The sequence below is a fragment of the Streptomyces sp. NPDC025833 genome (genome assembly GCF_055558055.1).
The window spans coordinates 186,947-212,442 of sequence record NZ_JBVHNF010000010.1 but is presented as its reverse complement, the minus strand read 5'-3'; the positions used below and the strand labels follow the sequence as shown (position 1 = coordinate 212,442).

Sequence of the window (25,496 nt, the reverse complement as noted above, 5' to 3'; positions counted from 1 at the left end):
GCGGCCCGGCCGCCGCCCGGCCGCGGGCGCGCTCAGGTGCCGGGGTGGACCAGCGTGTGCTCGGTGCCGAGTCTCCGGGCGGCCGTGTCGGCGTACAGCGTGGTCTCCCCGTCGGACCAGCGCACGACCAGGTCGTCGCGCGAGCGGCCGTGGAGGAAGTCGCCGGCCGTGAGCACCTGGGCGTTCTTCCAGACGCCGTTCGGGCCGAGCAGCCGCGACCGGGTGCCGAGCCCCGTGGCGGAGACGTCGGTGTACGAGTCGAGCGAGCCGTCGGCCCGGCGCACCAGCAGGTCCCCGGTGGCCGTGCCGCCGAAGTCGCCGCCGGTCAGCAGGGCGGTCCCGGCCCAGGTGGCGTTCGCCGCGAGCAGCCGGGTGGCGGGGCCGAAGCCGCCGGTCCCGACGCCGGGGTAGAGGGTGAGCGAGCCGTCGGCCCAGCGGACGAGCAGGGCGGTGCCCCCGTCGGCGCGGAACGGCCCGGCGGTGAGCTGGGCGGCGTTCTTCCACGCGGAGCGGGGCGGCGCCATCCGGATCTCCCGGCCGAGGCCGGTGGGGCCGGGCTGCGGGTAGAGGGTGGCCTCGCCGTCGGACCAGCGCACCAGCAGGCCGGACCGGCTGCCGCCCGCGAAGGCGCCGCCGGTGATGGCCCGGGCGTGCGTCCAGACGGAGTTGGCCCTCTGGAGCACCTTCTCGGCGCCGAAGCCGCCCTTGCCGTCACCGGCGTACAGGGTGACCGCGCCGTCGGACCAGACCACGAGCAGGTCACCGCGCCCGTCGCCGGTGTAGTCGCCCGAGGCCGTGAGCGCCGCCCTGCGCCAGCGTGCCGCGCCGCCCGGCAGCGATCCCTTCAGGCCCCGGTACACCGGCAGGTCGGTGGGTGGCGCCTGGCCGGCCACGGCGTCGGCGAGCAGGTTCGCGGCGTCCGCGCCGAACGCGGGGGCGTAGCTGACGTAGTCGACGTTGGCGTCGTTGCCGCCGCCGTTGTAGCCGCCGAGGTTGCCGATGACGTGCCCGGTGAGGGCGTTGTCCTTGTAGTCGGTGATCCAGGGGCTGCCGGACACCCCGCCGTAGTAGCCGCCGCAGGTCATCGAGAGCTGCCGGAAGCCGCGCAACTGCGTCGTGGGGACGGTGCACTTGACCGCGCGCCCGGCGCTGTTGTGCGCGTAGGAGGGGTAGCCGACGACGGTGACGGCGCGCTGGGTGTAGGAGCCGGGCCGGGTGAAGGTCAGGCCGCCGCCGACCGCGTCCTGGAGGGACTTGCCCGCCTGGTTGGGCGAGACCCGGGCGAAGGCCGTGTCCAGGTCGGACGAGACCTTCTTGGTGGTCGAGGAGCCCGGGTCGGGCGTGTACCGCGGGTCGATGAAGATCCGCTGGATGTGGAAGATGCCGTACGGCTGCCGGTCGGGCGCCGCGCCCTTGACGAACTTCGGGACGAAGACGTAGTCGCCCTTCATGTTCCGCGCGCAGTGGGCCGCGGTGAGCACGATGTCGCGGGCCCGGGTGTTGATCACGCTGCCGGTGCAGTGCCAGGTGGTGCCGCGCGGTCCGTCGGACCCGAAGAACGTGCCGACGAGCCGGGTCCCCGTGAACAGGGTGCCCTTCGGCCGGGTCGCGGCGGCGGCCGGCGCCTCGGGTGCCGCGGCGGTGCGCCGCACCGCGTCCAGCGGCGAGGCCCCGGCCATGCGCTCGGCCGTCCAGAACCGCGCGGCCTCCCGCGCCTCCCGGCCCGCGGCGGGCGCGGGCGGCGCGGTACCGGCCCGTGCGGCCGGCGCCGCGGCCGCGAGCAGCGCCGCGCACAGCACGGCGACGGCCGCGCGACGTCTTCCGTACGAGGACAGCCGTCCGTACGAGAACACTGAAGCTCCCCCTGGTCATCGCTGGAACCGGACCGGGAGCGGCGCGGCGGCCGGCCGTGCGCCGGCGGCGGTGTGCCGTTCCGTCGGGCGCGGCTCCCCGGTCGTTGCCGGGTGATCTTCGCACAGGCGAGCGAACGGGGGGCCGGGCGGGTGCCGGGCGCTACTGCCGGTACCCGCCGAGGAAACGGCCGATCCGGCCGATCGCCGCCTCCAGGTCGTCCGCGTGCGGCAGGGTGAGGATGCGGAAGTGGTCGGGGGAGGGCCAGTTGAAGCCGGTGCCCTGGACCACCTGGATCTTCTCGCGCAGCAGCAGGTCCAGGACGAACCTCTCGTCGTCGTGGATGCGGTGCACCTTGGGGTCCAGGCGCGGGAACGCGTACAGCGCGCCCCTCGGTTTCACGCAGGACACCCCGGGGATCTCGTTGAGCCTCTCCCAGGCGACGGTCCGCTGTTCGTGGAGCCGGCCGCCGGGCCGGGTGAGGTCGCCGATGGACTGGCGTCCGCCGAGCGCGGCCTGGATGGCGTACTGGGCGGGCGCGTTGGCGCACAGCCGCATGGAGGCCAGCATGGTCAGGCCCTCCAGGTAGTCCCGGGCGTGCTGCCTCGGTCCGGTGACCACCAGCCAGCCGGAGCGGAAGCCCGCCACCCGGTGGGTCTTGGACAGGCCGCAGAAGGTGAGCACGACCAGGTCGGGGGCGAGGGCCGCGGCCGAGTGGTGGACGGTGTCGTCGTACAGGATCTGGTCGTAGATCTCGTCGGCGAACACCATCAGGCCGTGCCGGCGGGCCAGGTCGAGGATGCCCTCGACGACCTCCTTCGGGTAGACCGCGCCGGTCGGGTTGTTCGGGTTGATGATGACCACGGCCTTGGTGCGGTCGGTGATCTTCGAGGCGAGGTCGGCCAGGTCGGGGTTCCAGTCGGCCTGTTCGTCGCACAGGTAGTGGACCGCCTTGCCGCCGGCCAGCGTGGTGACGGCCGTCCAGAGGGGGAAGTCCGGTGCGGGGACGAGGATCTCGTCGCCGTCCTCGATCAGGGCCTGTACGGCCATCGAGACCAGTTCCGAGACGCCGTTGCCGAGGTAGACGTCGTCCACGTCCACGTCGAGGCCGAGGGTCTGGTAGCGCTGGGCGACCGCGCGGCGGGCGGAGAGGACACCGCGGGAGTCCGTGTAGCCGTGCGCCCGCGGCAGCATCCGGATCATGTCCTGGACGATCTCCTCCGGTGCCTCGAAGCCGAAGGCCGCGGGGTTGCCGGTGTTCAGGCGCAGCACGCTGTGCCCCGCCTCCTCCAGGGCGTCGGCGTGTTCTATCACCGGGCCGCGGATCTCGTAGCACACCTCGCTGAGCTTGTTGGACTGCCGGAACTCCATGGGCCCCTCCGGGAACTCGTGTTACTTGGTTTTACCAAGTGTGAGCTTGGAAAGTCCAACAAGTTGTCTAGACTGCGTCGCATGCCACCTCGCCGAAGCTACGACCAGTACTGCTCCGCAGCCCGCGCCCTCGACCTCGTCGGCGACCGCTGGACCCTGCTGATCGTCCGGGAGCTGCTCGCCGGCCCCCGCCGCTACACGGACCTGCACGCGGACCTGCCCGGCGTGAGCACCGACGTACTCGCCTCGCGGCTGAAGGACATGGAACGCGACGGCCTCGCGACCCGGCGCCGCCTGCCGCCGCCGGGAGCGGCCTCCGTGTACGAACTCACCGCGCGCGGACGGGAACTGCTGCCCGTGCTGCAGGCGCTGGGCGAGTGGGGCGAAGGGGAGCTGGGCGCGCGCCGGCCCACCGACGCGGTCCGCGCGCATTGGTTCGCGCTGCCGCTGCTGCGCGCCCTGTCCGGCGAAGGGGTCGTCGAAGTCGGCCTGGAGGAAGGCGAGTTCCACCTCGCGCTGGGGATCGAGGACGGTCCGGCGTACGGCGACGGGCCCGCGCCCGGCGGTGCCGACGCGCGGCTGGAGATGGACGCGGCGACCTGCGAGGCCATCGCCCGCGGCGAGTCGGCCCTGGTGGACGCCGTACGGGACGGCCGGGTGGCGGTGACGGGGGACGGCGCCCTCGCCAAGGCGCTGCGGGAGGCGTGACACGGCCGGAGGCCCGCCCCCGAGGAGGGCGGGCCTCCGGCCGCGGGGCCGCGGGTGGCGGAACGGCTCAGGCGCCCGGCGGCACCCGGGACGGCCGGCCGGAACCCCGCGTCAGCGCGTACCCGCCGATCCCGGCGAGCGCGGCCAGCACGGCCCCGATCCCGGTCCACACCCAGCGGTCGGACCACCAGCCGGAGGACCAGCCGTCGTCCGAGCCGAAGCTGGACAGCACCGCCTTCCTGGAACTCTGCTCGTCCTCACCGGACTTGAGCGCGATCCCGGGGACCAGCGGCTTGCCCAGCCTGCCGTCCACGGCGGCCGCGCCGCCGATGTCCTTGGAGTCGACGCGTACTTCGGCGCCGATCGGCTGCCCCAGGTCGGCGGCGCGGAGGTCGACCACCGTGAGCCGGACGTAGTACGTGCCCGGCAGCGGGTCGTCGGCCCACGGCTCCGACCAGCCACGCACCGTGCGCATCACACAGGCCAGTTCGACCGAGGCGGCGTCCTGGGCGGCGGTGCGGGGGGTGGCGCCGTACTGGCAGGACTGGCGGCGCCGCAGCCCGTCGTACACGTCGAGCTGCCAGGTCTGCGCGCCGTGCGTGGCCGGCAGCTTGACCTTCGCCTCGACGGTGGGGCGCTGCCCGGTGTCGGCGGGGAAGGACCAGTACAGGTAGTCGCCGGTGGAGCCGGACGCGGTGGCCCGCTCGCCCTGCTCGATCTCCGCGGCCGTGCGGAACGAGGTGCCCGCCCGGGTGGACGACCCGCCGTCGCCCGTGGCGCTCGGGGAGGGCGAGGAGCCGGCGGCGGCCGGTCCGGCCGCAAGGCCCAGCGCCAGCAGCGCGGTGCCCAGTACTCGTGTGATCCGCATCAGTTCGTCCTCCAGACCGCGACCCGCCAGCGTGACAGCCAGCCCCACAGCAGACCCGCCAGGAAGCCGATCAGCACCAGCGTGCCGAGCAGCCACCAGCCGCGGCCGAGACCGAAGGCGGCCACGTCGCGGTGGCCCGACGGCCCGTCGACCACGTCGACGGTCAGCTCCAGCGGCAGGCCCGGGGTCGTCTTGACGCCCGCGGCGGCCGCGAACGACTGGGTGACCTGGAGGCACACCGTCTCCGCGGGCGCCGACTCGTCGTCGCTGTCCGCCTTCGGGTAGCGCAGGCCGGTGGAGATGACGTCCGTGCGGCCGGTGCCCGCGGCCTCGCCGCGCACGATCTCCCGGCCGTGCACGGTCACCGCCCGCAGCAGCACGCCGTAGTTCGGGTCGACGGCCCGGTCGTCCGCCACGCTCACCGAGGCGCGCAGCTCCTGGCCGGGCTCGACGTCGACCTTGTACCAGCGCTGCTGCCCGAACTCCTCGCGGTCGGTGTACAGCCCGGACTTCAGGGCCGGCGCCCGCTCGCAGCGGTCCGCGCCCTCGGTGGCCACCGGCGTCACCACCGGATCGGCCGCCCGGTCCACCAACTCGCCCACCCGGTCCGTCAGTTCCTCCTTGTGGCGGACGTCGGTGTAGGTGCCGCCGGTCGCGTCCGCGATGCAGCTGAGCTGGGCGCGGGTCTTGGCGTCCGGCACCAGGCCGAGGGTGTCGATGGTCAGCCCTATGCCCTTGGCCGATATCTCCCGTGCCACCTCGCACGGGTCGAGCGGCCGGCAGGTGTCCTCACCGTCGCTGATCAGGACGATGCGCCGGGTGCCGGCCCCGCCGTCGAGGTCGTCCGCCGCCTTCAGCAGGGCGGGCCCGATCGGGGTCCAGCCGGTCGGCGCCAGCGTCGCCACGGCCGCCTTCGCGTCGGTCCGGTTCAGCGGGCCGACCGGGTAGAGCTGCGCGGTGTCCTTGCAGCCCTCCTTGCGGTCGTTGCCGTGGTAGTCGGCGCCGAGCGTGCGGATACCGAGCCGCACCTCCTCCGGCGTCGCGTCCAGCACCTCGTTGAACGCCTGCTTCGCCGCGGCCATCCGGCTGCCGCCGTCGATGTCACGGGTACGCATGGAGCCGCTGACGTCCAGCACCAGTTCGACCTTCGGGGCGGCCTGCTCCGTCTCGTCGGCTGCCGCTCCGGCGGGGAACGCCAACCCGGCCGTCAGGGCGGCGAGCAGAGCACAGACGCCCGCCGCCAGCCGTTGTCTTGTGATCATCGCCGGATCCTATTGACCGGACGCGCCGGACTCCAAAACGTCCGGCGGCGATCTCCTCCCCGCCGCACCGCGCGCCCGCCGCGGAGGTGACGCGGGGTCAGTCCGCCGCCGGGAAACCGGTCGTGCCAGGACGCGGCAGGGCCGTCCAGAGGTCGCCGCCCCGGCCGGGGGAGAGCCGCATCAGGGTCAGCGCCTTCGCCGGCACCGGGTCCTCGCGCAGCGCCCGCAGGTCCGCGGTGGCGGGCAGTCCGGGCAGCACGGCGTCGAGGGCCGCGGCCAGCGCCGGGCCCGAGCCCGCCGTGCCGGCCAGCGCGCCCGCCACCAGGGAGCCGAACAGCTTGCGGCGCAGGGCGGTCACGTCGTCCGTGACCAGCCGGCCGGTGAGGGCGGGCGGGGCGATGCCGTGCCGGGCCAGGCGGGCGGGGCTGATCCGGATGTCGGCGAGGTCCCGGTAGACCAGGCGCAGCGGGGCGCCCTCGGCCGACAGCACCACCAGCAGGTTCTGGCCGTGCGCCTCCAGCGCCACCCCGAGGTCCAGCAGACGCAGGCCCACCGTCAGCGCCAGCCGGGCGAACGCGGCCAGCCAGGCGGGGGAACCGGGCAGGGACGTGGTGGCGAGCGCGGCCACCGGCAGCACCCGCTCGCCCGGAGCCGCGTACACCTCCGGCGACTCCCGCAGCAGCGCGGCCAGATCCGGGGAGTGGGCCGTGACCGCCCCCAGCGTCCGGGTGAAGTGCAGCAGCCCGCCCGTGCGCGCCGCCAGGTCCTCGGCGAAGCCGGACAGCGGCGCCGCCGCCCGCACCGAGTAACCCGAGATGTCGCGCACCGACGACGTCAGCCGGGCGCTGAGCGCGGTCTTCACGTGCGGCCCGCCGGACAGCGCCAGGGTGCGCAGCGACATCAGCGGCCGGGCCGGACGCCAGGCGTCGCACGGCCGCCGCAGCACATGAGCGGCCTGCCAGGGGTGGACCGGCACCAGCAGCCGGCCGGCCGAGCGCAGCTCGTCCGGCCACGCCCCGGACAGCAGGCAGTCCGCCGCCGGCACCGCCACCGTGCCCAGCTCGACGACGGGCCCGTGCTCCGGGCCGTACGCGAGCTGCTCCGCCACCGAGAAACCGGGCCGGGAGCGGCAGTTCGGATGGAACGGGTGCCCGTCGACCACCCGCTGCTCCCACTCCCAGTCCTGCTCGGGCCACTCCTTCGGGTGATCCGCGCCGGCCCGGGACAGCGCCAGCGAGGCCACGCTGCCGGCCAGCTCCACCGCGAGGGCGGACGCGTGCGGCACCCCGAGCGCGGCCGTCAGGCGCGCCGGCTCGGTGTACCGCTCCCGGTCCAGGCGTACGGCCGTCACGTACGCGCTCGTGGCGTACGGGTCCGGGTGCGGACCGTGCAGCGTCCGGCCGTCGGCCAGGCGCAGGGCGAGGCCGTGCGGCCCCGGCACCCGGGCCGCGACCCACGGCAGCGGCTCATGGGCCAGCGCCCGCCACAGCCGGGTCAGCACGGCGGCGTGGGCCCCCGGCAGCTCCGCCGCGTACCGGGGCAGCAGACCGGGCCGTACGGCGGCCAGCTCCTCGGCGATCTCGGCCTCGGTGGCGGAAGGACGGTGCACGGCGGGACTCCTCGGGTACGCGGGCACGGCACGATTGTCGGGGACTGCCGGGGCGGCAGCCATACTGATCATCACCGGTCCCGGACGGCGCACCCGGCGTGCGCGGGGACGGCCGCGGGCCCTGGACGACGGACGAATGGAACGCGTGGACCTCACACCCCCCACCGGCGAGGACGGCCGCCGCGCCGACGCGTACGCGGCCGCGCCCCTGCTCAACTGCCTGCTGCGGGAGGTCGCCGAGCCGCTGCCGGACGCCGGCGGCGACCGCCGCGTCCACCGGCTGCCGGGCGGACGCCTGCTGCGGGTGCGCGCCGGACGGCGCCCCGCGGACCCCGAGCTGTACACGGACGGGGCCTGGCGCCGCATCGGCCACCCCGAACTGGTCAAACTGGTCGCCGAGGAACTGCGCCGGCACACCGGCCTGCCCGGCGGCGACCTGCCCGCCGAGATGATCGACAGCCGGGACGCGGTCGCCGCCCTGCTCACCGCCCGGGCCCGGGCCACCGCCCCCGGGGACCCCTATCTGCGCTCCGAGCAGTCGCTGCTCACCGGCCACCCCCACCACCCCGCCCCCAAGGCGCGCGGCGGCGGCCCGGTCGCGTCCTGGCTGCCCTACGCCCCCGAGGCGCACGCCCGCTTCCCGCTGGTGCTGCTCGGCGTCCGGGAGGACCAGGTCGTCGAGGAGGGCGACACCACCGCCCTGGACGCCCTCGGCACGGCCCCGCCCGGCTACCGGCTGCTGCCCGCCCACCCCTGGCAGCTCGACCTGACCGCCCGCGACCTCGCCCCCGCGTTCGCCGACGGCCGGCTGCTGCGGCTCGGCACCACCGCCTTCGCCGCCTGGCCCACGGCCGCCGTCCGCACGGTCTACGAGCCCCGCCGCGACCTGTTCCTGAAGTTCAGCCTGGACGTGCGCATCACCAACGACGTCCGCCGGCTGTGGCGGCACGACCTGCTCCGGCTGCGCCGCACCGACACCGCCGCGCGGCGCGCCTTCGCCGCGCTGGGCCCGTCCGCGGCCTGGCTGAGCGACCGCGGCTACCGCACCGCCGCCTACGCCTTCGAGGAACTGGCCGTGCTGGTCCGCGACGGGCTGCGCGGCCACCTGCTGCCGGGCGCCACCCCGCTGCTCGCGGCCGGTCTCGCCGAGGGCTTCGAGGGCAGCCCGCTGGCCGCCGCGGCCGATCCGGCCGGCTGGTGGGAGGCGTACCTGCGGCAGGTCGTGCCGCCCGCACTGGCCGCGTTCGGCGAGCACGGGGTCGTCCTGGAGGCCCACCTGCAGAACACCCTCGTCGCCGTGGACGCGGCCGGCACGCCCGTGCAGGCCCTGTTCCGGGACGCCGAGGGCGCGAAACTGGTGCCGGACACCGGCCGGGCCGCCGGCTGGGAGCGGCTGGTGTACTGCCTGGTCGTCAACCACCTCAGCGAGATCGCCGGTGCGCTCGCCGACCGGCACCCCGGCTTCGACCCGTGGCACGCCGCCCGCCGCGAACTCGCCCGGCACCACCTGCCCGAGATCCCCGCCCTGCTCACCGCGCCCACCCTGCCCGGCAAGACGAACCTGCTGCTGCGCTGGACGGGGGCGGACGGCGCGGACGCCCGGTACCGGCCCCTGCCGAACCCCCTGAGAGGGGAGCACGCGCCGTCCGGAACCTGACGGACGGGGGTCCCCGCGCTACAACCGGACCGAAGGGTCGACCGCCCTCACCACATGACCGCCCGCAGGCCCGCCATGGCATTCCCACACCGCGGTGTCACGGAGATGATTCACATGCAGACCGAAGGAGTGGCGGTCGCAGACGGGCCAGACGGTGACGTAATGGTCCATGACGAATTCCTGCACCCCTTCCGCCACGACACCGAGGACCTCCGCCCGATCCGGTGTCGAGACTTCCGCGGACTTGAAGCGGACCGCGCCGACGGGACCGAATTCCGGATCGCGGTAGTAGGCGACGTAGTCGAACTCCGCCCCGACGACGCTTCTCCCCGTGTCGTCGAGTACGGACTTCCGGACCACGATCTGCCTCTCGCCTCTTCTGGGAATTCTTCCACTGGCGGGGCCGACGTTCTCACCCCTCTGCGTGCCGGGGGACCGGGGCCACACCGGCGCGTGCCGTCACTGCCGGTTACTATGCTCACTTGATGCCGGAGGCCGGGGGAGAGAGGGGCACGGCTCTCCCCGGGGCCGATCGTGGACGTTCGCCCGAACCGCAGCGTCCTGGGCGTGGCCGTGGAACGCAAGGCCAGTGAGTGGGGGAGTCCCCGAGATGTTGAGAGAAGTCGCCGCGACCCGCTACGTCGAGCCCCTGCGCTCCGGCGGTTCCGTGCCCGCGGTCGTCGAGGCCGACGACCTCGGGACGTACGTCGTCAAGTTCACCGGCTCCGCGCAGGGCCACAAGGCACTGGTCGCCGAGATCATCGTCGGGGAACTCGCCCGCGCGCTCGGCCTGCGCTTCCCTGAACTGGTCCTCGTCCACTTCGACCCCGCCATCGCCGCCGCGGAGCCGCACCAGGAGGTGCGCGACCTGCACGGCGCCAGCGCGGGCGTCAACCTCGGCATGGACCACCTGCCGGGCGCCCGCGACTTCACCCCGGAGGTCGCCGGGACCTTCCCGGTGGACCCGCTGGAGGCCGGCCGGATCGTCTGGCTGGACGCGCTCACCGTCAACGTCGACCGCACGGTGCACAGCTCCAACCTGATGGTCTGGCCGACACTCGGCACCGTGCCCCCGCGGCTGTGGCTGATCGACCACGGCGCCGCCCTGGTCTTCCACCACCGCTGGGACACCACGGCCCCGGGCCGCGGGTACGACTTCCGCCACCACGCCCTCGGCCACTACGGCCCCGACGTGCGCGCCGCCGACGCGGAGCTGGCGCCCCGGGTGACGGAGGAACTGCTGCGCGGCATCGTCGCCGAGGTCCCGGACGCCTGGCTCGCCGAGGACGCCGGGTTCGCCACGCCCGACGACGTCCGTGACGCCTACGTCGGCTACCTGCTGGACCGCGTCCGGCTCTCGCCGCAGTGGCTGCCCACGGGTTTCCCGACCCGCGAGGAGCTCGCGGCGGAGGAGGCGGCCCGCGCGGCGCGCACGCAGGCGGGCCGCCCGGCCTGGCTGAAGCGGGTGCCCGACCTGCACGGCGAGCCGGCCGCGGAACAGGACTGGTCCGCGCACCTCGGCTGAGCCGCCCCGCGGCGGCCGGGCCGTGCCCCCACATGCGACCGGGTGGCCCCGGCGGATGCCGGGGCCACCCGGGGCCGCTCCTCCCGAGGGCCGGAGGACGCGGGGATCAGCCCTTGAGCTGCTGGTACGCCGGCAGGGTGAGGAAGTCGGCGTAGTCCTCGTCCAGGGACACGCGCAGCAGCAGGTCGTGCGCCTCCTGCCAGTGGCCGGCCGCGAAGGCCTCCTCGCCGATCTCCTTGCGGATGGCGTCGAGCTCCTCGGCGGCGACCTTGCGGGCCAGCTCCGGGGTGGCCTTGTCGCCGTTCTCGAACTCGACGCCGGCGTTGATCCACTGCCAGATCTGCGAGCGGGAGATCTCGGCGGTGGCCGCGTCCTCCATGAGGTTGAAGATGGCCACCGCGCCGAGTCCGCGCAGCCACGCCTCGATGTAGCGGATGCCCACCTGGACGGCGTTGACCAGGCCGTCGTACGTCGGCCTGGCGTCGAGCGAGTCGATCGCGATCAGGTCGGCGGCCTCGACGCGCACGTCCTCGCGGAGCCGGTCCTTCTGGTTCGGCTTGTCGCCGAGGACCTTGTCGAAGGACTCCATCGCGATCGGCACCAGGTCGGGGTGGGCGACCCAGGAGCCGTCGAAGCCGTCGTTCGCCTCGCGGTCCTTGTCGGCGCGGACCTTCTCGAAGGCCACCTTGTTGACCTCCGCGTCCCTGCGGGACGGGATGAAGGCGGCCATGCCGCCGATGGCGTGCGCGCCGCGCTTGTGGCAGGTGCGGACCAGGAGTTCGGTGTACGCCCGCATGAACGGGGCGGTCATGGTGACCGCGTTGCGGTCCGGCAGGACGAACCGGGCGCCGCCGTCACGGAAGTTCTTGACGATGGAGAACAGGTAGTCCCAGCGGCCGGCGTTCAGCCCGGAGGCGTGGTCGCGGAGTTCGTAGAGGATCTCCTCCATCTCGTACGCGGCCGTGATCGTCTCGATCAGCACGGTGGCGCGGACGGTCCCCTGCGGGATGCCGACGTAGTCCTGGGCGAAGACGAACACCTCGTTCCACAGCCGGGCCTCCAGGTGCGACTCGGTCTTCGGCAGGTAGAAGTACGGGCCCTTGCCGAGGTCCAGCAGCCGCTGGGCGTTGTGGAAGAAGTAGAGGCCGAAGTCGACCAGGGCGCCCGGGACCGGACGGCCGTCGGCGTCGACGAGGTGGCGCTCGTCCAGGTGCCAGCCGCGCGGCCGCATGACGACCGTCGCCAGCTCCTCGTTCGGGCGCAGGGCGTACGACTTGCCGGTGCGCTCGTCGGTGAAGTCGATGGCGCGGGTGTAGGCGGCGATCAGGTTGGCCTGGCCGAGGACGACGTTCTCCCAGGTGGGCGCGGAGGCGTCCTCGAAGTCGGCGAGCCAGACCCGGGCGCCCGAGTTGAGCGCGTTGATGGTCATCTTGCGGTCGGTGGGACCGGTGATCTCGACGCGCCGGTCGGTCAGCGCGGCCGGGGCCGGGGCGACCCGCCAGGAGTCGTCCGCGCGGACGGCGGCGGTCTCGGGGAGGAAGTCGAGCGTGGAGGTGCGGGCGATCTCGGCGCGGCGCTCGGCCCGGCGGGCCAGGAGTTCGTCACGGCGCGGGGTGAACCGCCGGTGCAGCTCCGCCACGAAGGCGAGCGCAGCGTCCGTGAGGACCTCTTCCTGCCGGGGCAGGGGCTCGGCGTCGACGATGGCCAGCGGGGACGCTGGTGCGGACATGAGCTGTCACTTCCTTCAGCGGTGGCACCGTGTGCCAAGTGGCACGAAATAGGACATCAGCGCCCACTGTGCGGTCAGGCGCTTCTGAACAGTGGATAGTAGTTTCCTCATCGTGGAACTTCAAGGTGTGTTGATGTCGAGATTCTCTGGGTCGAGGGAAGGTGGCGCCCCGTGCCACCCCGCTCACTCAAGGTGGCTCAGGTCGGCCTCGGTGTCGATGTCGTACGCCTCGGCCACGTCACCGCACTCCACGAGCCGGATCTCCGCCCGGTGCGCCGTGAGGTAGGCCCGCGCCCCCCGGTCCCCGGTCGCCGTCCGCGCGATGCCCGCCCAGTGCGCGGCACCGAACAGCACGGGGTGGCCGCGTACCCCGTCGTAGGCGGCCGAGACCAGCGATTTCTCGTCCTCGTGGGCGGCGAGCACCCGGGCCACCGCCGCGGGTCCGATGCCGGGCTGGTCGACCAGGGCGACCAGGGCGGCACGCGCTCGGGTGCCGGCGAGCGAGGCCAGTCCCGCCCGCAGCGACGAGCCCATGCCCTCCGCCCAGTCCGGGTTCTCCACGAGGACGCAGCCGTCCAGCACCGCGCGCTCGCGCACCTCGTCCGCCGCGGCCCCCAGCACCACGTGGAGGCGTGTGCAGCCCGCCGCCCGCAGCACGCCGACCGCGTGTTCGACCAGGGGCCGGCCCCGGTGCGTCAGCAGTGCCTTGGGGCGCCCGCCGAGCCGTCTGCCGCCGCCGGCGGCGAGCAGCAGCCCCGCGATTTCCCCCCGTGGATCATGGTTGTCCGTCATGGGTCCTGCATACCCGACGGCGGCGGAACCGGCCCTCCGCGCGGCCCGTTTCCGGTGGGCTGAATTTCGGTTCGCGCTGTGGCGCTCCCGCACGGGAGGGCGTTTACTGACCCGCGCACGACGGCGTGCCAGGGGGAGGGCTGTGTTGCGGAGCTTGGGGCAGAGGCCGGTGACCGGCAGCGGCGAGGATCCGAGGGTGGTGGGGCTGCGGACCGCGGTCTCCCGGCTGCGCCGCGAACTCGCCGCCCTGCCGGCGGACTTCCCCGACCGGGCGATAGCCGAGGACGAGCTGGCGGCCCTGGCCGCGATGGCCGCGGGCGGCCTCCCGGAGGTCCCGCGCCTGCGCGGCTCGCTGCTGCTGATCGCGGGCGCGATCGGCTCGGTCAGCGCGCTGGCGCTCGGGCTGCGCGACGTACGCGAGGCGGTGGAACTGTTCGGTCAGCCGCCCCGGCACTCCTGAGCCGGGCCCGCCGGGCGCGCGGCAGGCCGGGGCAGACACACCTCCGCCCGTGCCCCGCGCGGTCGCGGGCCGGTGCGGGTCAGGCCGGTGTGGGTCAGGCGCCTGAGCTGGCCAGTGCGTGGGACAGTTCGAGGGCGATCTGCTGGAGCACCGGCACGATCTTGTCGGTGGCGGCCTCGGTGACCCGCCCGGCCGGCCCGGAGATCGAGATCGCGGCGGCCGTCGGGCTGTCCGGCACGGACACCGCCAGGCAGCGCACCCCGATCTCCTGCTCGTTGTCGTCGACGGCGTACCCCGCCCGCCGGACGTCGTCCAGCGCCGCCAGGAACCCGTCCGGCGTGGTGATGGTCTTCTCCGTGGCGGCCGGCATCCCGGTCCGGGACAGCAGGGCCCGCACCTCGGCGTCCGGCACCCCGGCGAGCAGCGCCTTGCCCACACCGGTCGAGTGCGGCAGCACCCGCCGCCCCACCTCGGTGAACATGCGCATCGAGTGCTTCGAGGGCACCTGGGCCACGTACACGATCTCGTCGCCGTCGAGCAGCGCCATGTTCGCCGTCTCGCCGGTCTCCTCCACCAGCCGCGCCAGGTAGGGCCGCGCCCAGGTGCCGAGCAGCCGGGAGGCGGACTCGCCGAGCCGGATCAGCCGGGGCCCGAGCGCGTACCGCCGGTTGGCCTGCTGGCGCACGTAGCCGCAGGCGACCAGCGTGCGCATCAGCCGGTGGATGGTCGGCAGCGGCAGTCCGCTGGTCGCGGACAGTTCACTCAGGCCCACCTCGCCGCCGGCGTCCGCCATCCGCTCGAGCAGGTCGAAGGCACGCTCCAGGGACTGCACACCGCCGGCGGCGGCGGGCTTGGCGGAGTCGGTGGTGCTGGCGCTGGACGTCGGCACGGCGCGTTCCTTTCGGGGCTGACGGGAGGGAAGAAGCCTACCCGGCAGCCGGTTGACTCCCCGCTTGTACGTAGCTACGTTCTGCTTGATGGAATTCTAATTCCGCTTTGTGGAAACGTCTAGAGGGGGCGTTCCTGCCGTCCTGCCTCGAAGTGGGGCCCTTGACGGCCGGAGGGCGGGAGTGAAGACTCCTTCAACAGAACGTTGAAGTCCGTTACGTGGCTGAAGCTCCCGTTTCCTGGACGTGCGACAACGGTAGAGAGAGGGGTTCGGGTGTCCGACGCTGAACTGGTGCTGCGCTCGACGCGCGTGATCACTCCGGAAGGGACGCGGGCCGCCGCGGTCACCGTGTCCGGCGGGAAGATCACGGCCGTCCTGCCGTACGACGCCGAGGTACCGGCGGCGGCCCGGCTGGAGGACGTCGGGGACCACGTGCTGCTGCCCGGCCTGGTCGACACCCACGTACACGTCAACGACCCGGGCCGGACCGAGTGGGAGGGCTTCTGGACCGCCACCCGCGCGGCGGCGGCCGGCGGCATCACCACCCTGATCGACATGCCGCTCAACTCCCTGCCCCCGACCACCACGGTCGACCACCTGCGGATCAAGCAGGACGTGGCCCGGGACAAGGCGCACATCGACGTCGGCTTCTGGGGCGGCGCCCTGGCCGACAACGTCAAGGACCTGCGCCCGCTGCACGACGCCGGGGTCTTCGGCTTCAAGGCCTTCCTGTCCCCGTCCGGTGTGGACGAGTTCCCGCACCTGGACCAGGAGCAGCTCGCCCAGTCCATGGCGGAGATCGCCGGGTTCGACGGGCTGCTCATCGTGCACGCCGAGGACCCGCACCACCTGGCCGCGGCCCCGCAGCACGGCGGCCCGAAGTACGCCGACTTCCTCGCCTCCCGGCCGCGCGACGCCGAGGACACGGCCATCGCGAGCCTGATCGCGCAGGCCCGGCGGCTGAACGCCCGCGTGCACGTGCTCCACCTGTCCTCCGCCGACGCCCTGCCGCTGATCCGCGCCGCCCGCGCCGAAGGCGTCCGCGTCACCGTGGAGACCTGCCCGCACTACCTCACACTCACCGCCGAGGAGGTCCCGGACGGCGCCAGCGAGTTCAAGTGCTGCCCGCCCATCCGCGAGGCCGCCAACCAGGACCTGCTGTGGGAGGCGCTGGCCGACGGCACCATCGACTGCGTGGTCACCGACCACTCGCCCTCCACCGCCGACCTGAAGACCGAGGACTTCGCCACCGCGTGGGGCGGCATCTCCGGCCTCCAGCTCAGCCTGTCCGCCGTGTGGACGGCGGCCCGCGAGCGCGGTCACGGCCTGGAGGACGTGGTCCGCTGGATGTCCGCGCGGACCGCCGAGCTGGCCGGCCTCGACGCGCACAAGGGCGCCATCGCCCCCGGCCGCGACGCCGACTTCGCCGTCCTCGCCCCCGACGAGACCTTCACCGTCGACCCGGCCGGCCTCCAGCACCGCAACCGGGTCACCGCCTACGCCGGCAGGACCCTGTACGGCGTCGTCAAGTCCACCTGGCTGCGCGGCGAACGCATCGTCGCCGACGGCGAGTTCACCGAGCCGAAGGGCACGCTGCTCGCCCGCCCCTGATGAGCCACCTTCCATTCCCCCGGCCGACTCCAGAAAGGACCTACTGATCACCGTGACGGCGATACCGAGCTTCACCGGCGACGCGAACCCCTACGGAGGCGGCGACCCGTACGCGGACTACCGCACCGCCGACTTCCCCTTCACCCAGTACGCCAATCTTGCCGACCGGCAGCTCGGCGCCGGTGTCATCGCCGCGAACGACGAGTTCTTCGCCCAGCGGGAGAACCTGCTGGTGCCCGAGCGCGCCGAGTTCGACCCCGAGCACTTCGGCCACAAGGGCAAGATCATGGACGGCTGGGAGACGCGCCGCCGGCGCGGCGTCTCCGCCGGGCACCCGTGGCCGACCGCCGAGGACCACGACTGGGCGCTGATCCGCCTCGGCGCGCCCGGCGTGATTCGCGGGATCGTCGTCGACACCGCCCACTTCCGCGGCAACTACCCGCAGGCGATCTCGATCCAGGGCGCCTCCGTGCCCGGCTCGCCCTCGCCCGAGGAACTGCTCGCCGACGACGTCAAGTGGACCACCCTGGTCCCGCGCACCGCGGTCGGCGGCCACGCGGCCAACGGCTTCGCCGTCTCGGCCGAGCAGCGCTTCACCCACCTGCGGCTCAACCAGCACCCCGACGGCGGCATCGCCCGCCTGCGGGTGTACGGCAAGGTCGTCCCGGACCCCGAGTGGCTGGCGGCCCTCGGCACCTTCGACCTGGTGGCCCTGGAGAACGGCGGCCAGGTCGAGGACGCCTCCAACCTCTTCTACTCCCCGGCGACCAACACCATCCAGCCGGGCCGCTCCCGCAAGATGGACGACGGCTGGGAGACCCGGCGCCGCCGCGACCAGGGCAACGACTGGATCCGGTACCAGCTCGCCGCCCAGTCCCAGATCCGCGCCGTCGAGATCGACACGGCGTACCTCAAGGGCAACAGCGCCGGCTGGGCGTCGGTCTCCGTGCGGGACGGCGAGGACGGCGAGTGGACCGAGGTCCTCCCGCGCACCCGGCTCCAGCCCGACACCAACCACCGGTTCGTCCTGCCCGAGCCGGCGGTCGGCACCCACGCGCGGATCGACATCTTCCCCGACGGCGGCATCTCCCGCCTGCGGCTGTTCGGTTCGCTGACCGAGCAGGGCGCGAGCGGCCTCGCCGCCCGCCACCAGGAGCTGGGCGGCTGATCCCCGCCCGCACGCACGCGTGGGGCGCCCCGGACGGACAGCACCGGGGCGCCCCTCACGTCATCCGTTCCGGAGCCCGCCCAGGACTCCGGAACTTCTCCGTCCGCTTTTCGCGTTGTCCTCCACGTGACCCTCAGGCAAGAGATCGTCGGCAACGCCATGCAGATGGCGGTCGTCAACCTGCACCCCGGCCGGACCGTCTACTGCGAGGCCGGGAAGTTCCTGTTCAAGACCACGAACGTGACCATGGAGACGCGGCTGTCCGGCCCGTCCGGCGACGGGCGCCGGCAGGACGGCCCGGGCGGCGGCATGGGCGGCCTGCTCCGCCAGGCCGTGGGCACCGCCATGCAGGTCGGCCAGCGCGTGCTGGCCGGCGAGTCGGCGGCCTTCCAGTACTTCACCGCCCGGGGCCGTGAGGGCACGGTCGGGTTCGCGGGCGTGCTGCCCGGCGAGATGCGCGCCCTGGAGCTCGACGGCACGCGCGCGTGGTTCGCCGAGAAGGACGCCTTCGCGGCCGCCGAGTCCACCGTCGACTTCGGCATCGCCTTCGCCGGCGGCCGTACCGGCATGAGCGGCGGCGAGGGCTTCGTCCTGGAGAAGTTCACCGGGCACGGCACGGTGGTCATCGCCGGCGCGGGCAATTTCATCGACCTCGACCCCGCCGATTTCGGCGGCCGCATCGAGGTCGACACCGGCTGCGTGGTCGCCTTCGAGGAGGGCATCCGGTACGGCGTCCAGCGCGTCGGCGGCCTGAACCGCCAGGGCCTGATGAACGCGGTCTTCGGTGGCGAGGGCCTGTCGCTGGCCACCCTGGAGGGCGCCGGGCGGGTGATCCTCCAGTCCCTCACCATCGAGGGCCTGGCCAACGCCCTGAAGAAGGCGCAGGGCGGCGACAAGCAGGGCCCGACGGGCGGCCTGTTCTCGACCCACGCCGGCTGAGCCCGGTACCGGCCGCCGCCGGGCGGGGCCGGGGGCCCGGCCCCGCCCGGAGCCGGACCCCCGGTGGTGCGCGCCGTTCCCCGTGCCGGTCCGCGGGGGACTCAGCAGCCGAAGTCGACCAGGTCGAACGTGGCGTAGTGGTCCGCCGTGTAGTAGTCCTCCCGCTGTCCCTGGCCGGTGACGATGCGGCGCGCGCCGCGGGTGGGGGAGCCCGGAGTGATCACGGTGTACTCGTGGTAGTAGCCCGTGCTCCGGCTGGGCAGGACGCGCTCGCGGTTCTGGAAGACGGTGCCGTCCTGCGCGTACGGGTAGGGCCCGCCCTTCGCGATCAGGTTCAGGGTGTCGTCGGCCTGCGGGGGCAGCGCGCTGTGGCAGATCCGGCCGACGGCGGCGGTGGCGGCGTCCGCCGTGGTCGCGGAGACGGTGCCGCCCACGAGGAGGGCGGACAGCAGGGCGGCGGCGGCGCCGATGCGGGTGGTGCGCGGGGGGATTCTCATGACGTCATGATGACGCGCGTAGATCGTGGCATGTCAATGACAATCACGCAGGGTTCCCCGGGAAGTCCCAGCTCTTCCCCGGGCGTTCACACGGACCCCGCCGTCGTCACACGGCCCCCACACGCGCCCGGCTCAGCCGGACCCCGCGCTCTCCGCGGCGGCGAACAGGGCGAAGGCGAGCAGCACCAGCGCGACGCTCGCGTAGACCCCGTAGCCGTCGAGGAAACCGATCCGCTGCACCAGGCCCACGTGCCAGTCGGTGAACTCGTGCAATAGACCGAGCCCGCCCTGCACCAGTGCCATGAATCCGAGGAACTCCAGTACCTGTCTCACGCCACGAGCCTCCCGCCGCGGCGCTCCCCGGCGCATCGGCCGCCGGGCGGGGCCGCGGTGCCGAAGGGCTGCGTCCGGCGCGGCGGACCCGGCCGAAAGTCGCGGCGGTGCGACTTCGGTCGGTGATCCCGCGCGATCGGTAGGCGATCGGGGGTGCGGGGCGGCGGCGGGGCGCGGACCGTGCGTAGATTTGCCGACCGTGAGCGATGACGAGCAGGCGCGGGCGCCGAAGGAGTTCACGGGCCGCCGCTGGCTGTTCCCGTCCGCGCTGGTGCACCAACTGGACCCGCCCGCCGGCGCCGCGGGCCGGCGGCCCCGGCGCACGGCACGGGACTGGGCCGTCGACTTCTCCTGCTTCCTCCTGGCCGTCGCCATCGGCCTGGCGGCGGCGCAGTCCCTGCCCGCGGAGACCGGCCTGCCGCGCTCCCTGGCCGTCCTCGACCAGGCGCTGGGCGCGCTCGCCTGCGGCGCCGTGTGGCTGCGCCGCAGGTGGCCGGTCGGGCTCGCCGTCGCGATGGTCCCGGTCGGCCTGCTGTCCAACACCGCGGGCGGCGCGGCGGCGGTCGCCCTGTTCACGCTCGCCGTGCACCGGCCCTTCCGGTACGTCGCCTGGATCGGCGGCCTCGACCTCGCGCTGGTCCCCCTCCTCTACTGGGTGCGGCCCGACCCCGACCTGCCCTACCTCGGCGTCGTCGTCTTCGCCGTGCTGCTCGAGGTGTCGATCACCGGCTGGGGCATGTTCGTCCGCTCCAAGCGGATGCTGATGCTGAGCCTCAGGGACCGGGCGCACCGGGCGGAGACCGAGGCGCGGCTCCGTGCCGAGCAGGCGCAGCGACTGGCGCGCGAGGCCATCGCCCGCGAGATGCACGACGTGCTCGCCCACCGGCTCACCCTGCTCAGCGTGCACGCGGGCGCCCTGGAGTTCCGGCCGGACGCGCCCCGCGAGGAGGTCGCCCGGGCCGCCGGGGTGATCCGGGAGAGTGCCCACGAGGCCCTCCAGGACCTGCGCGAGATCATCGGCGTACTGCGGGCCGGCGAGTCCGACGGGCCGACCGGCGGGCGTCCCCAGCCGACGCTCGCCGCGCTGGACGCGCTCGTCGCCGAGTGCCGCGAGGCCGGCATGCGGGTCAGCCTCGACCACCGGGTCGCCGAGCCGGCCGCCGTCCCCGCCTCCGTCGGCCGCACCGCCTACCGCATCGCCCAGGAGGCCCTGACCAACGCCCGCAAGCACGCCCCGGGCGCCGAGGTCACGGTGAGCCTCGCCGGTGCCCCGGGCGACGGCCTGACGGTCGCCGTCGGCAACCCCGCGCCGCCCGGCGAGGTGCCGCCCGTCCCCGGCTCCGGCCAGGGCCTGATCGGCCTCACCGAACGTGCCACGCTGGCCGGCGGCCGCCTGGAGCACGGCGCGCGTCGCGACGGGGGGTTCGAGGTGCGGGGCTGGCTGCCGTGGCCGCGGACCTGAGCCCCCCGGCCCCCGCACGCGCGCGTGCCCGCCGCTCCCGGCCGATTACCCCGCCCCCGTTCCCCGGACCGTGATTACGTGAGCCCATGACTGCGACGCCGATCAGACTCCTCCTCGTCGACGACGACCCCCTGGTGCGCGCCGGGCTGGCGCTGATGATCGGCGGGGCCGAGGACATCGAGGTCGTCGGTGAGGCCGCCGACGGGGCCCAGGCCGAGGAACTCGTGCGGCGGACGCGGCCGGACGTCGTCCTGATGGACATCCGGATGCCGTCCGTGGACGGGATCACCGCGACCCGGCGGCTGCGCGCCCGCCCGAACGCCCCGCAGGTCGTCGTGCTCACCACCTTCCACGCCGACGACCAGGTGCTGCACGCCCTGCGGGCCGGTGCCGCCGGCTTCGTGCTCAAGGACACCCCGCCCGCGGAGATAGTCGACGCCGTGCGCCGGGTGGCCGCCGGCGACCCGGTGCTGTCGCCCGCCGTCACCCGCCAGCTCATGCGGCACGCGGCCGGCAGCGCCGCCGACGACCGGCAGGCCCGCGCGCGCCGGCGGCTCGCCGTCCTCAACGACCGGGAACGCGAGGTCGCCGTCGGCGTCGGGCGCGGACTCGCCAACGCGGGGATCGCCGCGGAACTCTTCATCAGCGTGGCCACCGTCAAGGCCCACGTCTCCCGCGTCCTCGCCAAGCTCGGCCTCGACAACCGGGTGCAGATCGCGCTCCTCGCCTACGACGCGGGGCTCCTGGAGGAAGACGCCGAGGGCGCCGACGGGCGTTAGGGGATTCCCCCGCGCCGGCCCGGGCCCCCGGTGACCTCGGTGCGTCAGCAGGCGGGGCCGGCGCCGTACCCTGTCCCTGTGCATGTCCGGACAACCGGACTACACGACTTCCCGTCAACCAGGCACGGGGCTACGCTCGGGCCCGTGCCGAAACCGAATGTGGACCCGACCGTGCCGCTCGACCTCCGCGTGGACCGCGGTTCCCCGGTGCCGCTGTACTTCCAGCTCTCCCAGCAGCTGGAGGCCGCCATCGAGCAGGGCACCCTCACGCCGGGCAGCCTGCTGGGCAACGAGATCGAGCTGGCCGCGCGGCTCGGCCTGTCCCGGCCGACCGTCCGCCAGGCCATCCAGTCCCTCGTCGACAAGGGGCTCCTCGTCCGGCGCCGGGGCGTGGGCACCCAGGTCGTGCACAGCCAGGTCAAGCGCCCGCTGGAGCTGAGCAGCCTCTACGACGACCTGGAGGCGGCCGGCCGGCGCCCCGCGACCCGGGTGCTGGTCAACACGGTCGTGCCGGCCTCCGCCGCGGTCGCCGCCGCGCTCGGTGTCGCCGAGGGCGCCGACGTGCACCGCGTCGAACGGCTCCGGCTCGCGCACGGCGAACCGATGGCCTACCTGATCAACCACCTGCCGCCCGGCCTGCTCGACCTCGGCACCGACCAGTTGGAGGCCACCGGCCTGTACCGGCTGCTGCGGGCCGCCGGGATCACCCTGCACAGCGCCCGCCAGTCCATCGGGGCGCGCGGCGCCACCGCCGCCGAGGCCGAGCGGCTCACCGAGGCCGAGGGGGCCCCGCTGCTGACCATGGAGCGGACCACCTTCGACGACACCGGCCGCGCGGTCGAGTACGGCGACCACACCTACCGCCCCAGCCGCTACGCCTTCGAGTTCCAGCTCCTCGCCCGCCCCTGACCGCACCCGGTCTTCGTCGCATTGTCCGGACAATGTGACCGGTTCGCGGTGCCCCGGTCGTGTCCAACGCGCTCGCCGTGCTCGATACTGGAGTGTCAGGGGCCGGTGAGGCCACCGCCGGAAAACCACCGGCGGCCGGGTCACCCGCCCCTCACGCACGTCGGAGCAGAGCAAGAGCACAGCAAGAAGGGCACGGCCTCGTGGCACGGTTTCGGACCTGGGTAGGCATAGCGCTGGCGGGGGCACTCTCCGTGTCCCTGGCGGCGTGCAGCAGCACCGGAGGCAAGCGGGCGGAGGACGCCCGCAAGGCCGCCGCCGCCCAGGGCAGGGCGGCGGTGAACACCCCGCGCTGGACCTTCGCCATGATCACCCACTCGGGCGACGGCGACACCTTCTGGGACATCGTGCAGAGCGGCGCCAAGCAGGCCGCGATCAAGGACAACATCAACTTCCTGTACTCGCACGACGACGAGGCGCAGCAGCAGGCCCAGCTCGTCGACGCGGCCGTCGACAAGAAGGTCGACGGGATCATCGTCACCCTCGCCAAGCCGGACGCCCTGAAGGCGGCCGTGGCCCGCGCCGAGAAGGCCGGCATCCCGGTGATCACGGTGAACTCCGGCTCCGCGGAGTCCAAGGCGTTCGGCGCCCTCACCCACATCGGGCAGGACGAGACCATCGCCGGCGAGGCGGTCGGTGACGAGCTGAACGAGCGCGGCCGGAAGAAGGCCCTGTGCGTGCTGCACGAACAGGGCAACGTCGGCCACGAGCAGCGCTGCGACGGTGTCGCCGAGACCTTCCGCGGCACCCTGCGCAAGCTCTACGTCAACGGCACCAACATGCCCGACGTGCAGTCCGCGATCGAGGCCAAGCTCCAGGCCGACCCGTCCATCGACTCCGTCGTCACCCTCGGCGCCCCGTACGCCGACACCGCCGTGAAGGCGCGGACGGACGCGGGCAGCAAGGCGGAGATCGACACCTTCGACCTCAACGCCAAGGTGGCGGCCGCGCTGAAGGACGGCACCCTCGGCTTCGCCGTGGACCAGCAGCCGTACCTCCAGGGCTACCAGGCCGTCGACCTGCTGTGGCTGTACAAGTACAACGGCGACGTCCTCGGCGGCGGCAAGCCGGTCCTGACCGGCCCGCAGATCATCACCAAGGACCAGGCGCCGGCGCTGGCGGAGTACACCGACCGGGGCACCCGATGACCGCCACCCCGGCCCGCGCCGACGGCGGGACCGCCGACGGCGGGACGCCGCCGGCCCCGGTGCTGCGCAAGCTGCTCGCCCGCCCGGAACTGGGCTCGGTCGTCGGCGCCCTGGCCGTCTTCGTCTTCTTCGCCTTCGTCGCCGACGGGTTCCTGCGCGCCTCCAGCCTCAGCACGGTCCTGTACGCCTCCTCGACCATCGGGATCATGGCCGTACCGGTGGCCCTGCTGATGATCGGCGGCGAGTTCGACCTGTCGGCCGGCGTCATGGTGACGTCCTCCGCGCTGATCTCGTCGATGTTCAGCTACCAGATGACGGCGAACACCTGGGTCGGCGTCGGCGTCTCGCTGCTGGCCACCCTCGCCGTCGGCGCCTTCAACGGCTTCGTGCTCACCCGCACCAAGCTGCCCAGCTTCATCGTGACGCTCGGCACCTTCCTCATGCTGACCGGCATGAACCTCGGCTTCACCAAGCTGATCGACGGCACGGTCTCCACCAAGACCATCGGCGACATGGAGGGCTTCGCCAGCGCCCACGCCGTCTTCGCCTCGACGCTCACCGTCGGCGGCGTCGGCATCAAGGTCACCATCCTGTGGTGGCTCGGCATGGTCGCCCTCGCCTCCTGGATCCTGCTGCGCACCCGCACCGGCAACTGGATCTTCGCCGTCGGCGGCAACCAGGACGCGGCCCGCGCGGTCGGCGTGCCCGTCGCCAGGACCAAGATCGGCCTGTACATGGGCGTCGCGTTCGGCGCCTGGGTCTCCGGCCAGCACCTGCTCTTCTCCTTCGACGCCGTCCAGTCCGGCGAGGGCGTCGGCAACGAGCTGATCTACATCATCGCGGCCGTCATCGGCGGCTGCCTGATCACCGGCGGGCACGGGAGCGCGGTCGGCTCGGCCGTCGGCGCCCTCCTGTTCGGCATGACCAGCAAGGGCATCGTCTTCGCCGAGTGGAACCCCGACTGGTTCAAGTTCTTCCTCGGAGCGATGCTGCTCCTCGCGACCCTGCTCAACGCCTGGGTCCGCAAGCGGGCGGAGGCCGCGAAATGACCGGGACCCAGACGCGCACCCCCCTGGTGGAGCTGACCGGCGTCGGCAAGCGCTACGGCAGCGTCCGCGCCCTGGAGGGCGTCTCCCTCCAGGTCCACGCGGGCGAGATCACCTGTGTCCTCGGCGACAACGGCGCGGGCAAGTCGACGCTGATCAAGACCATCGCGGGCCTGCACCCGCACGACGCGGGCACCCTGCGCATCGAGGGCGAGGAGACCCGCCTCGCCTCCCCGCGCGAGGCCCTGGACCGGGGCATCGCCACGGTCTACCAGGACCTGGCCGTCGTCCCCCTCATGCCGGTCTGGCGCAACTTCTTCCTCGGCTCCGAGCCCCGCACCGGTTCCGGCCCCTTCAAGCGCCTGGACACCGGCCTGATGCGCCGCACCACCCGCGAGGCGCTGCTGCGCATGGGCATCGACCTGCGGGACGTCGACCAGCCCATCGGCACCCTCTCCGGCGGTGAACGCCAGTGCGTGGCGATCGCCCGCGCGGTCCACTTCGGGGCGAAGGTCCTGATCCTGGACGAGCCGACGGCCGCCCTGGGAGTGAAGCAGTCCGGTGTGGTCCTGAAATATGTGGCGGCGGCACGGGACGAGGGCCTGGGCGTCGTCTTGATCACCCACAACCCGCACCACGCGTACCTCGTGGGGGACAGGTTCGTGCTGCTGCGCCGGGGCACGATGGCGGGCCACCACACCCGGGACGAGATCAGTCTGGACGAGCTGACCCGGCAGATGGCCGGCGGGTCCGACCTGGAGGAGCTCCGCCATGAACTCCGGCGTGGCTGAGCGGCGCGGGACCGCGCCGGCGGCCGGCGGCCCCG

The 25,496-nt window shown here is 73.7% G+C and carries 24 protein-coding genes; 13 read left to right on the top strand and 11 right to left on the bottom strand.

All coding sequences use genetic code 11. The features are described 5' to 3' along the window. Positions 1 to 32 precede the first annotated feature (32 nt). Both ACZ4K2_RS19670 and ACZ4K2_RS19665 read right to left on the bottom strand, forming a co-directional pair. Positions 33 to 1,853, bottom strand: coding sequence for a trypsin-like serine peptidase (locus ACZ4K2_RS19670; RefSeq protein WP_467474864.1), 1,821 nt, complete (start codon positions 1,851 to 1,853; stop codon positions 33 to 35). Between the two features lie 160 nt (positions 1,854 to 2,013). Continuing rightward, positions 2,014 to 3,222: a pyridoxal phosphate-dependent aminotransferase gene (locus ACZ4K2_RS19665; protein WP_467474865.1), complete on the bottom strand. Its 1,209-nt coding sequence runs from the start codon at positions 3,220 to 3,222 to the stop codon at positions 2,014 to 2,016. 81 nt (positions 3,223 to 3,303) lie between these two features. Here ACZ4K2_RS19665 and ACZ4K2_RS19660 point away from each other — a divergent pair, with 81 nt between their 5' ends. Next, positions 3,304 to 3,930: a winged helix-turn-helix transcriptional regulator gene (locus ACZ4K2_RS19660; protein ID WP_467474867.1), complete on the top strand. Its 627-nt coding sequence runs from the start codon at positions 3,304 to 3,306 to the stop codon at positions 3,928 to 3,930. 67 nt (positions 3,931 to 3,997) lie between these two features. Here ACZ4K2_RS19660 and ACZ4K2_RS19655 read toward each other — a convergent pair whose 3' ends face one another. From ACZ4K2_RS19655 to ACZ4K2_RS19645, 3 genes are all read right to left on the bottom strand, one after another. Further along, positions 3,998 to 4,798 carry a hypothetical protein gene (locus ACZ4K2_RS19655; RefSeq protein WP_467474869.1) on the bottom strand — a complete coding sequence of 267 codons (801 nt, stop codon included), beginning with the start codon at positions 4,796 to 4,798 and terminating at the stop codon, positions 3,998 to 4,000. Continuing rightward, positions 4,798 to 6,060 carry a VWA domain-containing protein gene (locus ACZ4K2_RS19650; protein ID WP_467474871.1) on the bottom strand — a complete coding sequence of 421 codons (1,263 nt, stop codon included), beginning with the start codon at positions 6,058 to 6,060 and terminating at the stop codon, positions 4,798 to 4,800. The genes ACZ4K2_RS19655 and ACZ4K2_RS19650 overlap by 1 nt, the downstream gene beginning before the upstream one ends. Positions 6,061 to 6,157: 97 nt before the next feature. After that, positions 6,158 to 7,669, bottom strand: a complete 1,512-nt coding sequence (locus tag ACZ4K2_RS19645) for an IucA/IucC family protein (RefSeq protein ID WP_467474873.1) — start codon at positions 7,667 to 7,669, stop codon at positions 6,158 to 6,160. 136 nt (positions 7,670 to 7,805) lie between these two features. Between ACZ4K2_RS19645 and ACZ4K2_RS19640 the strand changes: the two genes are divergently transcribed. After that, positions 7,806 to 9,326, top strand: coding sequence for an IucA/IucC family protein (locus tag ACZ4K2_RS19640; protein WP_467474875.1), 1,521 nt, complete (start codon positions 7,806 to 7,808; stop codon positions 9,324 to 9,326). Positions 9,327 to 9,344: 18 nt separating this feature from the next. Here the strand turns inward: ACZ4K2_RS19640 and ACZ4K2_RS19635 are convergent, their stop codons facing one another. Continuing rightward, on the bottom strand, positions 9,345 to 9,686 hold the full coding sequence (locus ACZ4K2_RS19635; protein ID WP_467474877.1) for a hypothetical protein: 342 nt from the start codon (positions 9,684 to 9,686) through the stop codon (positions 9,345 to 9,347). 250 nt (positions 9,687 to 9,936) lie between these two features. On the opposite strand from ACZ4K2_RS19635, the gene ACZ4K2_RS19630 reads away from it, so the two are divergent. Further along, complete coding sequence (locus ACZ4K2_RS19630; protein WP_467474879.1) at positions 9,937 to 10,851, top strand: HipA family kinase; 915 nt, start codon at positions 9,937 to 9,939, stop codon at positions 10,849 to 10,851. Between the two features lie 106 nt (positions 10,852 to 10,957). On the opposite strand, the gene aceB is transcribed toward ACZ4K2_RS19630, so the two are convergent. Both aceB and ACZ4K2_RS19620 read right to left on the bottom strand, forming a co-directional pair. After that, the gene (aceB, locus tag ACZ4K2_RS19625) at positions 10,958 to 12,580 is read right to left on the bottom strand and encodes a malate synthase A (RefSeq protein ID WP_467474881.1); all 1,623 of its coding nucleotides are present in this window, start codon (positions 12,578 to 12,580) and stop codon (positions 10,958 to 10,960) included. A 183-nt stretch (positions 12,581 to 12,763) separates the two neighbouring features. Beyond that, positions 12,764 to 13,372, bottom strand: a complete 609-nt coding sequence (locus tag ACZ4K2_RS19620) for a nucleotidyltransferase family protein (RefSeq protein WP_467474883.1) — start codon at positions 13,370 to 13,372, stop codon at positions 12,764 to 12,766. A gap of 142 nt (positions 13,373 to 13,514) precedes the next feature. Here ACZ4K2_RS19620 and ACZ4K2_RS19615 point away from each other — a divergent pair, with 142 nt between their 5' ends. Then, entirely contained in the window at positions 13,515 to 13,832 is a 318-nt protein-coding gene (locus tag ACZ4K2_RS19615) for a DUF5955 family protein (RefSeq protein WP_467474885.1), read from the top strand. A gap of 94 nt (positions 13,833 to 13,926) precedes the next feature. Here ACZ4K2_RS19615 and ACZ4K2_RS19610 read toward each other — a convergent pair whose 3' ends face one another. Then, complete coding sequence (locus ACZ4K2_RS19610) at positions 13,927 to 14,721, bottom strand: IclR family transcriptional regulator (protein ID WP_467474887.1); 795 nt, start codon at positions 14,719 to 14,721, stop codon at positions 13,927 to 13,929. A 273-nt stretch (positions 14,722 to 14,994) separates the two neighbouring features. Between ACZ4K2_RS19610 and allB the strand changes: the two genes are divergently transcribed. The 3 genes from allB to ACZ4K2_RS19595 all read left to right on the top strand — a co-directional run bounded on the left by allB (position 14,995) and on the right by ACZ4K2_RS19595 (position 18,439). Beyond that, positions 14,995 to 16,332 (top strand): allantoinase AllB, encoded by a 1,338-nt coding sequence (gene allB / locus ACZ4K2_RS19605; RefSeq protein WP_467474889.1) that lies wholly within the window; start codon positions 14,995 to 14,997, stop codon positions 16,330 to 16,332. Between the two features lie 52 nt (positions 16,333 to 16,384). After that, positions 16,385 to 17,500, top strand: a complete 1,116-nt coding sequence (gene alc, locus ACZ4K2_RS19600; RefSeq protein WP_467474891.1) for an allantoicase — start codon at positions 16,385 to 16,387, stop codon at positions 17,498 to 17,500. 126 nt (positions 17,501 to 17,626) lie between these two features. Beyond that, positions 17,627 to 18,439, top strand: a complete 813-nt coding sequence (locus ACZ4K2_RS19595; protein WP_467474893.1) for an AIM24 family protein — start codon at positions 17,627 to 17,629, stop codon at positions 18,437 to 18,439. 101 nt (positions 18,440 to 18,540) lie between these two features. Here the strand turns inward: ACZ4K2_RS19595 and ACZ4K2_RS19590 are convergent, their stop codons facing one another. After that, positions 18,541 to 18,936 carry a ribonuclease domain-containing protein gene (locus ACZ4K2_RS19590; protein WP_467474895.1) on the bottom strand — a complete coding sequence of 132 codons (396 nt, stop codon included), beginning with the start codon at positions 18,934 to 18,936 and terminating at the stop codon, positions 18,541 to 18,543. A 132-nt stretch (positions 18,937 to 19,068) separates the two neighbouring features. After that, the gene (locus tag ACZ4K2_RS19585; protein WP_467474897.1) at positions 19,069 to 19,269 is read right to left on the bottom strand and encodes a hypothetical protein; all 201 of its coding nucleotides are present in this window, start codon (positions 19,267 to 19,269) and stop codon (positions 19,069 to 19,071) included. Between the two features lie 199 nt (positions 19,270 to 19,468). Between ACZ4K2_RS19585 and ACZ4K2_RS19580 the strand changes: the two genes are divergently transcribed. The 6 genes from ACZ4K2_RS19580 to ACZ4K2_RS19555 all read left to right on the top strand — a co-directional run bounded on the left by ACZ4K2_RS19580 (position 19,469) and on the right by ACZ4K2_RS19555 (position 25,461). Beyond that, positions 19,469 to 20,731, top strand: a complete 1,263-nt coding sequence (locus ACZ4K2_RS19580; protein ID WP_467474899.1) for a sensor histidine kinase — start codon at positions 19,469 to 19,471, stop codon at positions 20,729 to 20,731. A gap of 86 nt (positions 20,732 to 20,817) precedes the next feature. After that, positions 20,818 to 21,510: a response regulator gene (locus tag ACZ4K2_RS19575; protein WP_467474901.1), complete on the top strand. Its 693-nt coding sequence runs from the start codon at positions 20,818 to 20,820 to the stop codon at positions 21,508 to 21,510. A 171-nt stretch (positions 21,511 to 21,681) separates the two neighbouring features. Beyond that, positions 21,682 to 22,419, top strand: a complete 738-nt coding sequence (locus tag ACZ4K2_RS19570) for a GntR family transcriptional regulator (RefSeq protein ID WP_467475207.1) — start codon at positions 21,682 to 21,684, stop codon at positions 22,417 to 22,419. 200 nt (positions 22,420 to 22,619) lie between these two features. Continuing rightward, positions 22,620 to 23,624 (top strand): sugar ABC transporter substrate-binding protein, encoded by a 1,005-nt coding sequence (locus tag ACZ4K2_RS19565; RefSeq protein WP_467474903.1) that lies wholly within the window; start codon positions 22,620 to 22,622, stop codon positions 23,622 to 23,624. Continuing rightward, entirely contained in the window at positions 23,621 to 24,673 is a 1,053-nt protein-coding gene (locus ACZ4K2_RS19560) for an ABC transporter permease (protein ID WP_467474905.1), read from the top strand. The genes ACZ4K2_RS19565 and ACZ4K2_RS19560 overlap by 4 nt, the downstream gene beginning before the upstream one ends. Then, entirely contained in the window at positions 24,670 to 25,461 is a 792-nt protein-coding gene (locus ACZ4K2_RS19555) for an ATP-binding cassette domain-containing protein (protein WP_467474907.1), read from the top strand. Before ACZ4K2_RS19560 ends, ACZ4K2_RS19555 begins: the two co-directional genes overlap by 4 nt. The last annotated feature ends 35 nt before the right edge of the window (positions 25,462 to 25,496 follow it).

Excerpts from the sequence above, each read along its gene's own strand:
- ACZ4K2_RS19665 (WP_467474865.1), bottom strand. The coding sequence starts at position 3,222 with ATGGAGTTCCGGCAGTCCAACAAGCTCAGCGAGGTGTGCTACGAGATC.
- ACZ4K2_RS19660 (WP_467474867.1), top strand. The coding sequence starts at position 3,304 with ATGCCACCTCGCCGAAGCTACGACCAGTACTGCTCCGCAGCCCGCGCC.
- ACZ4K2_RS19655 (WP_467474869.1), bottom strand. The coding sequence starts at position 4,798 with ATGCGGATCACACGAGTACTGGGCACCGCGCTGCTGGCGCTGGGCCTT.
- ACZ4K2_RS19650 (WP_467474871.1), bottom strand. The coding sequence starts at position 6,060 with ATGATCACAAGACAACGGCTGGCGGCGGGCGTCTGTGCTCTGCTCGCC.
- ACZ4K2_RS19640 (WP_467474875.1), top strand. The coding sequence starts at position 7,806 with ATGGAACGCGTGGACCTCACACCCCCCACCGGCGAGGACGGCCGCCGC.
- ACZ4K2_RS19630 (WP_467474879.1), top strand. The coding sequence starts at position 9,937 with ATGTTGAGAGAAGTCGCCGCGACCCGCTACGTCGAGCCCCTGCGCTCC.
- aceB (WP_467474881.1), bottom strand. The coding sequence starts at position 12,580 with ATGTCCGCACCAGCGTCCCCGCTGGCCATCGTCGACGCCGAGCCCCTG.
- ACZ4K2_RS19620 (WP_467474883.1), bottom strand. The coding sequence starts at position 13,372 with ATGACGGACAACCATGATCCACGGGGGGAAATCGCGGGGCTGCTGCTC.
- ACZ4K2_RS19590 (WP_467474895.1), bottom strand. The coding sequence starts at position 18,936 with ATGAGAATCCCCCCGCGCACCACCCGCATCGGCGCCGCCGCCGCCCTG.
- ACZ4K2_RS19575 (WP_467474901.1), top strand. The coding sequence starts at position 20,818 with ATGACTGCGACGCCGATCAGACTCCTCCTCGTCGACGACGACCCCCTG.
- ACZ4K2_RS19560 (WP_467474905.1), top strand. The coding sequence starts at position 23,621 with ATGACCGCCACCCCGGCCCGCGCCGACGGCGGGACCGCCGACGGCGGG.
- ACZ4K2_RS19555 (WP_467474907.1), top strand. The coding sequence starts at position 24,670 with ATGACCGGGACCCAGACGCGCACCCCCCTGGTGGAGCTGACCGGCGTC.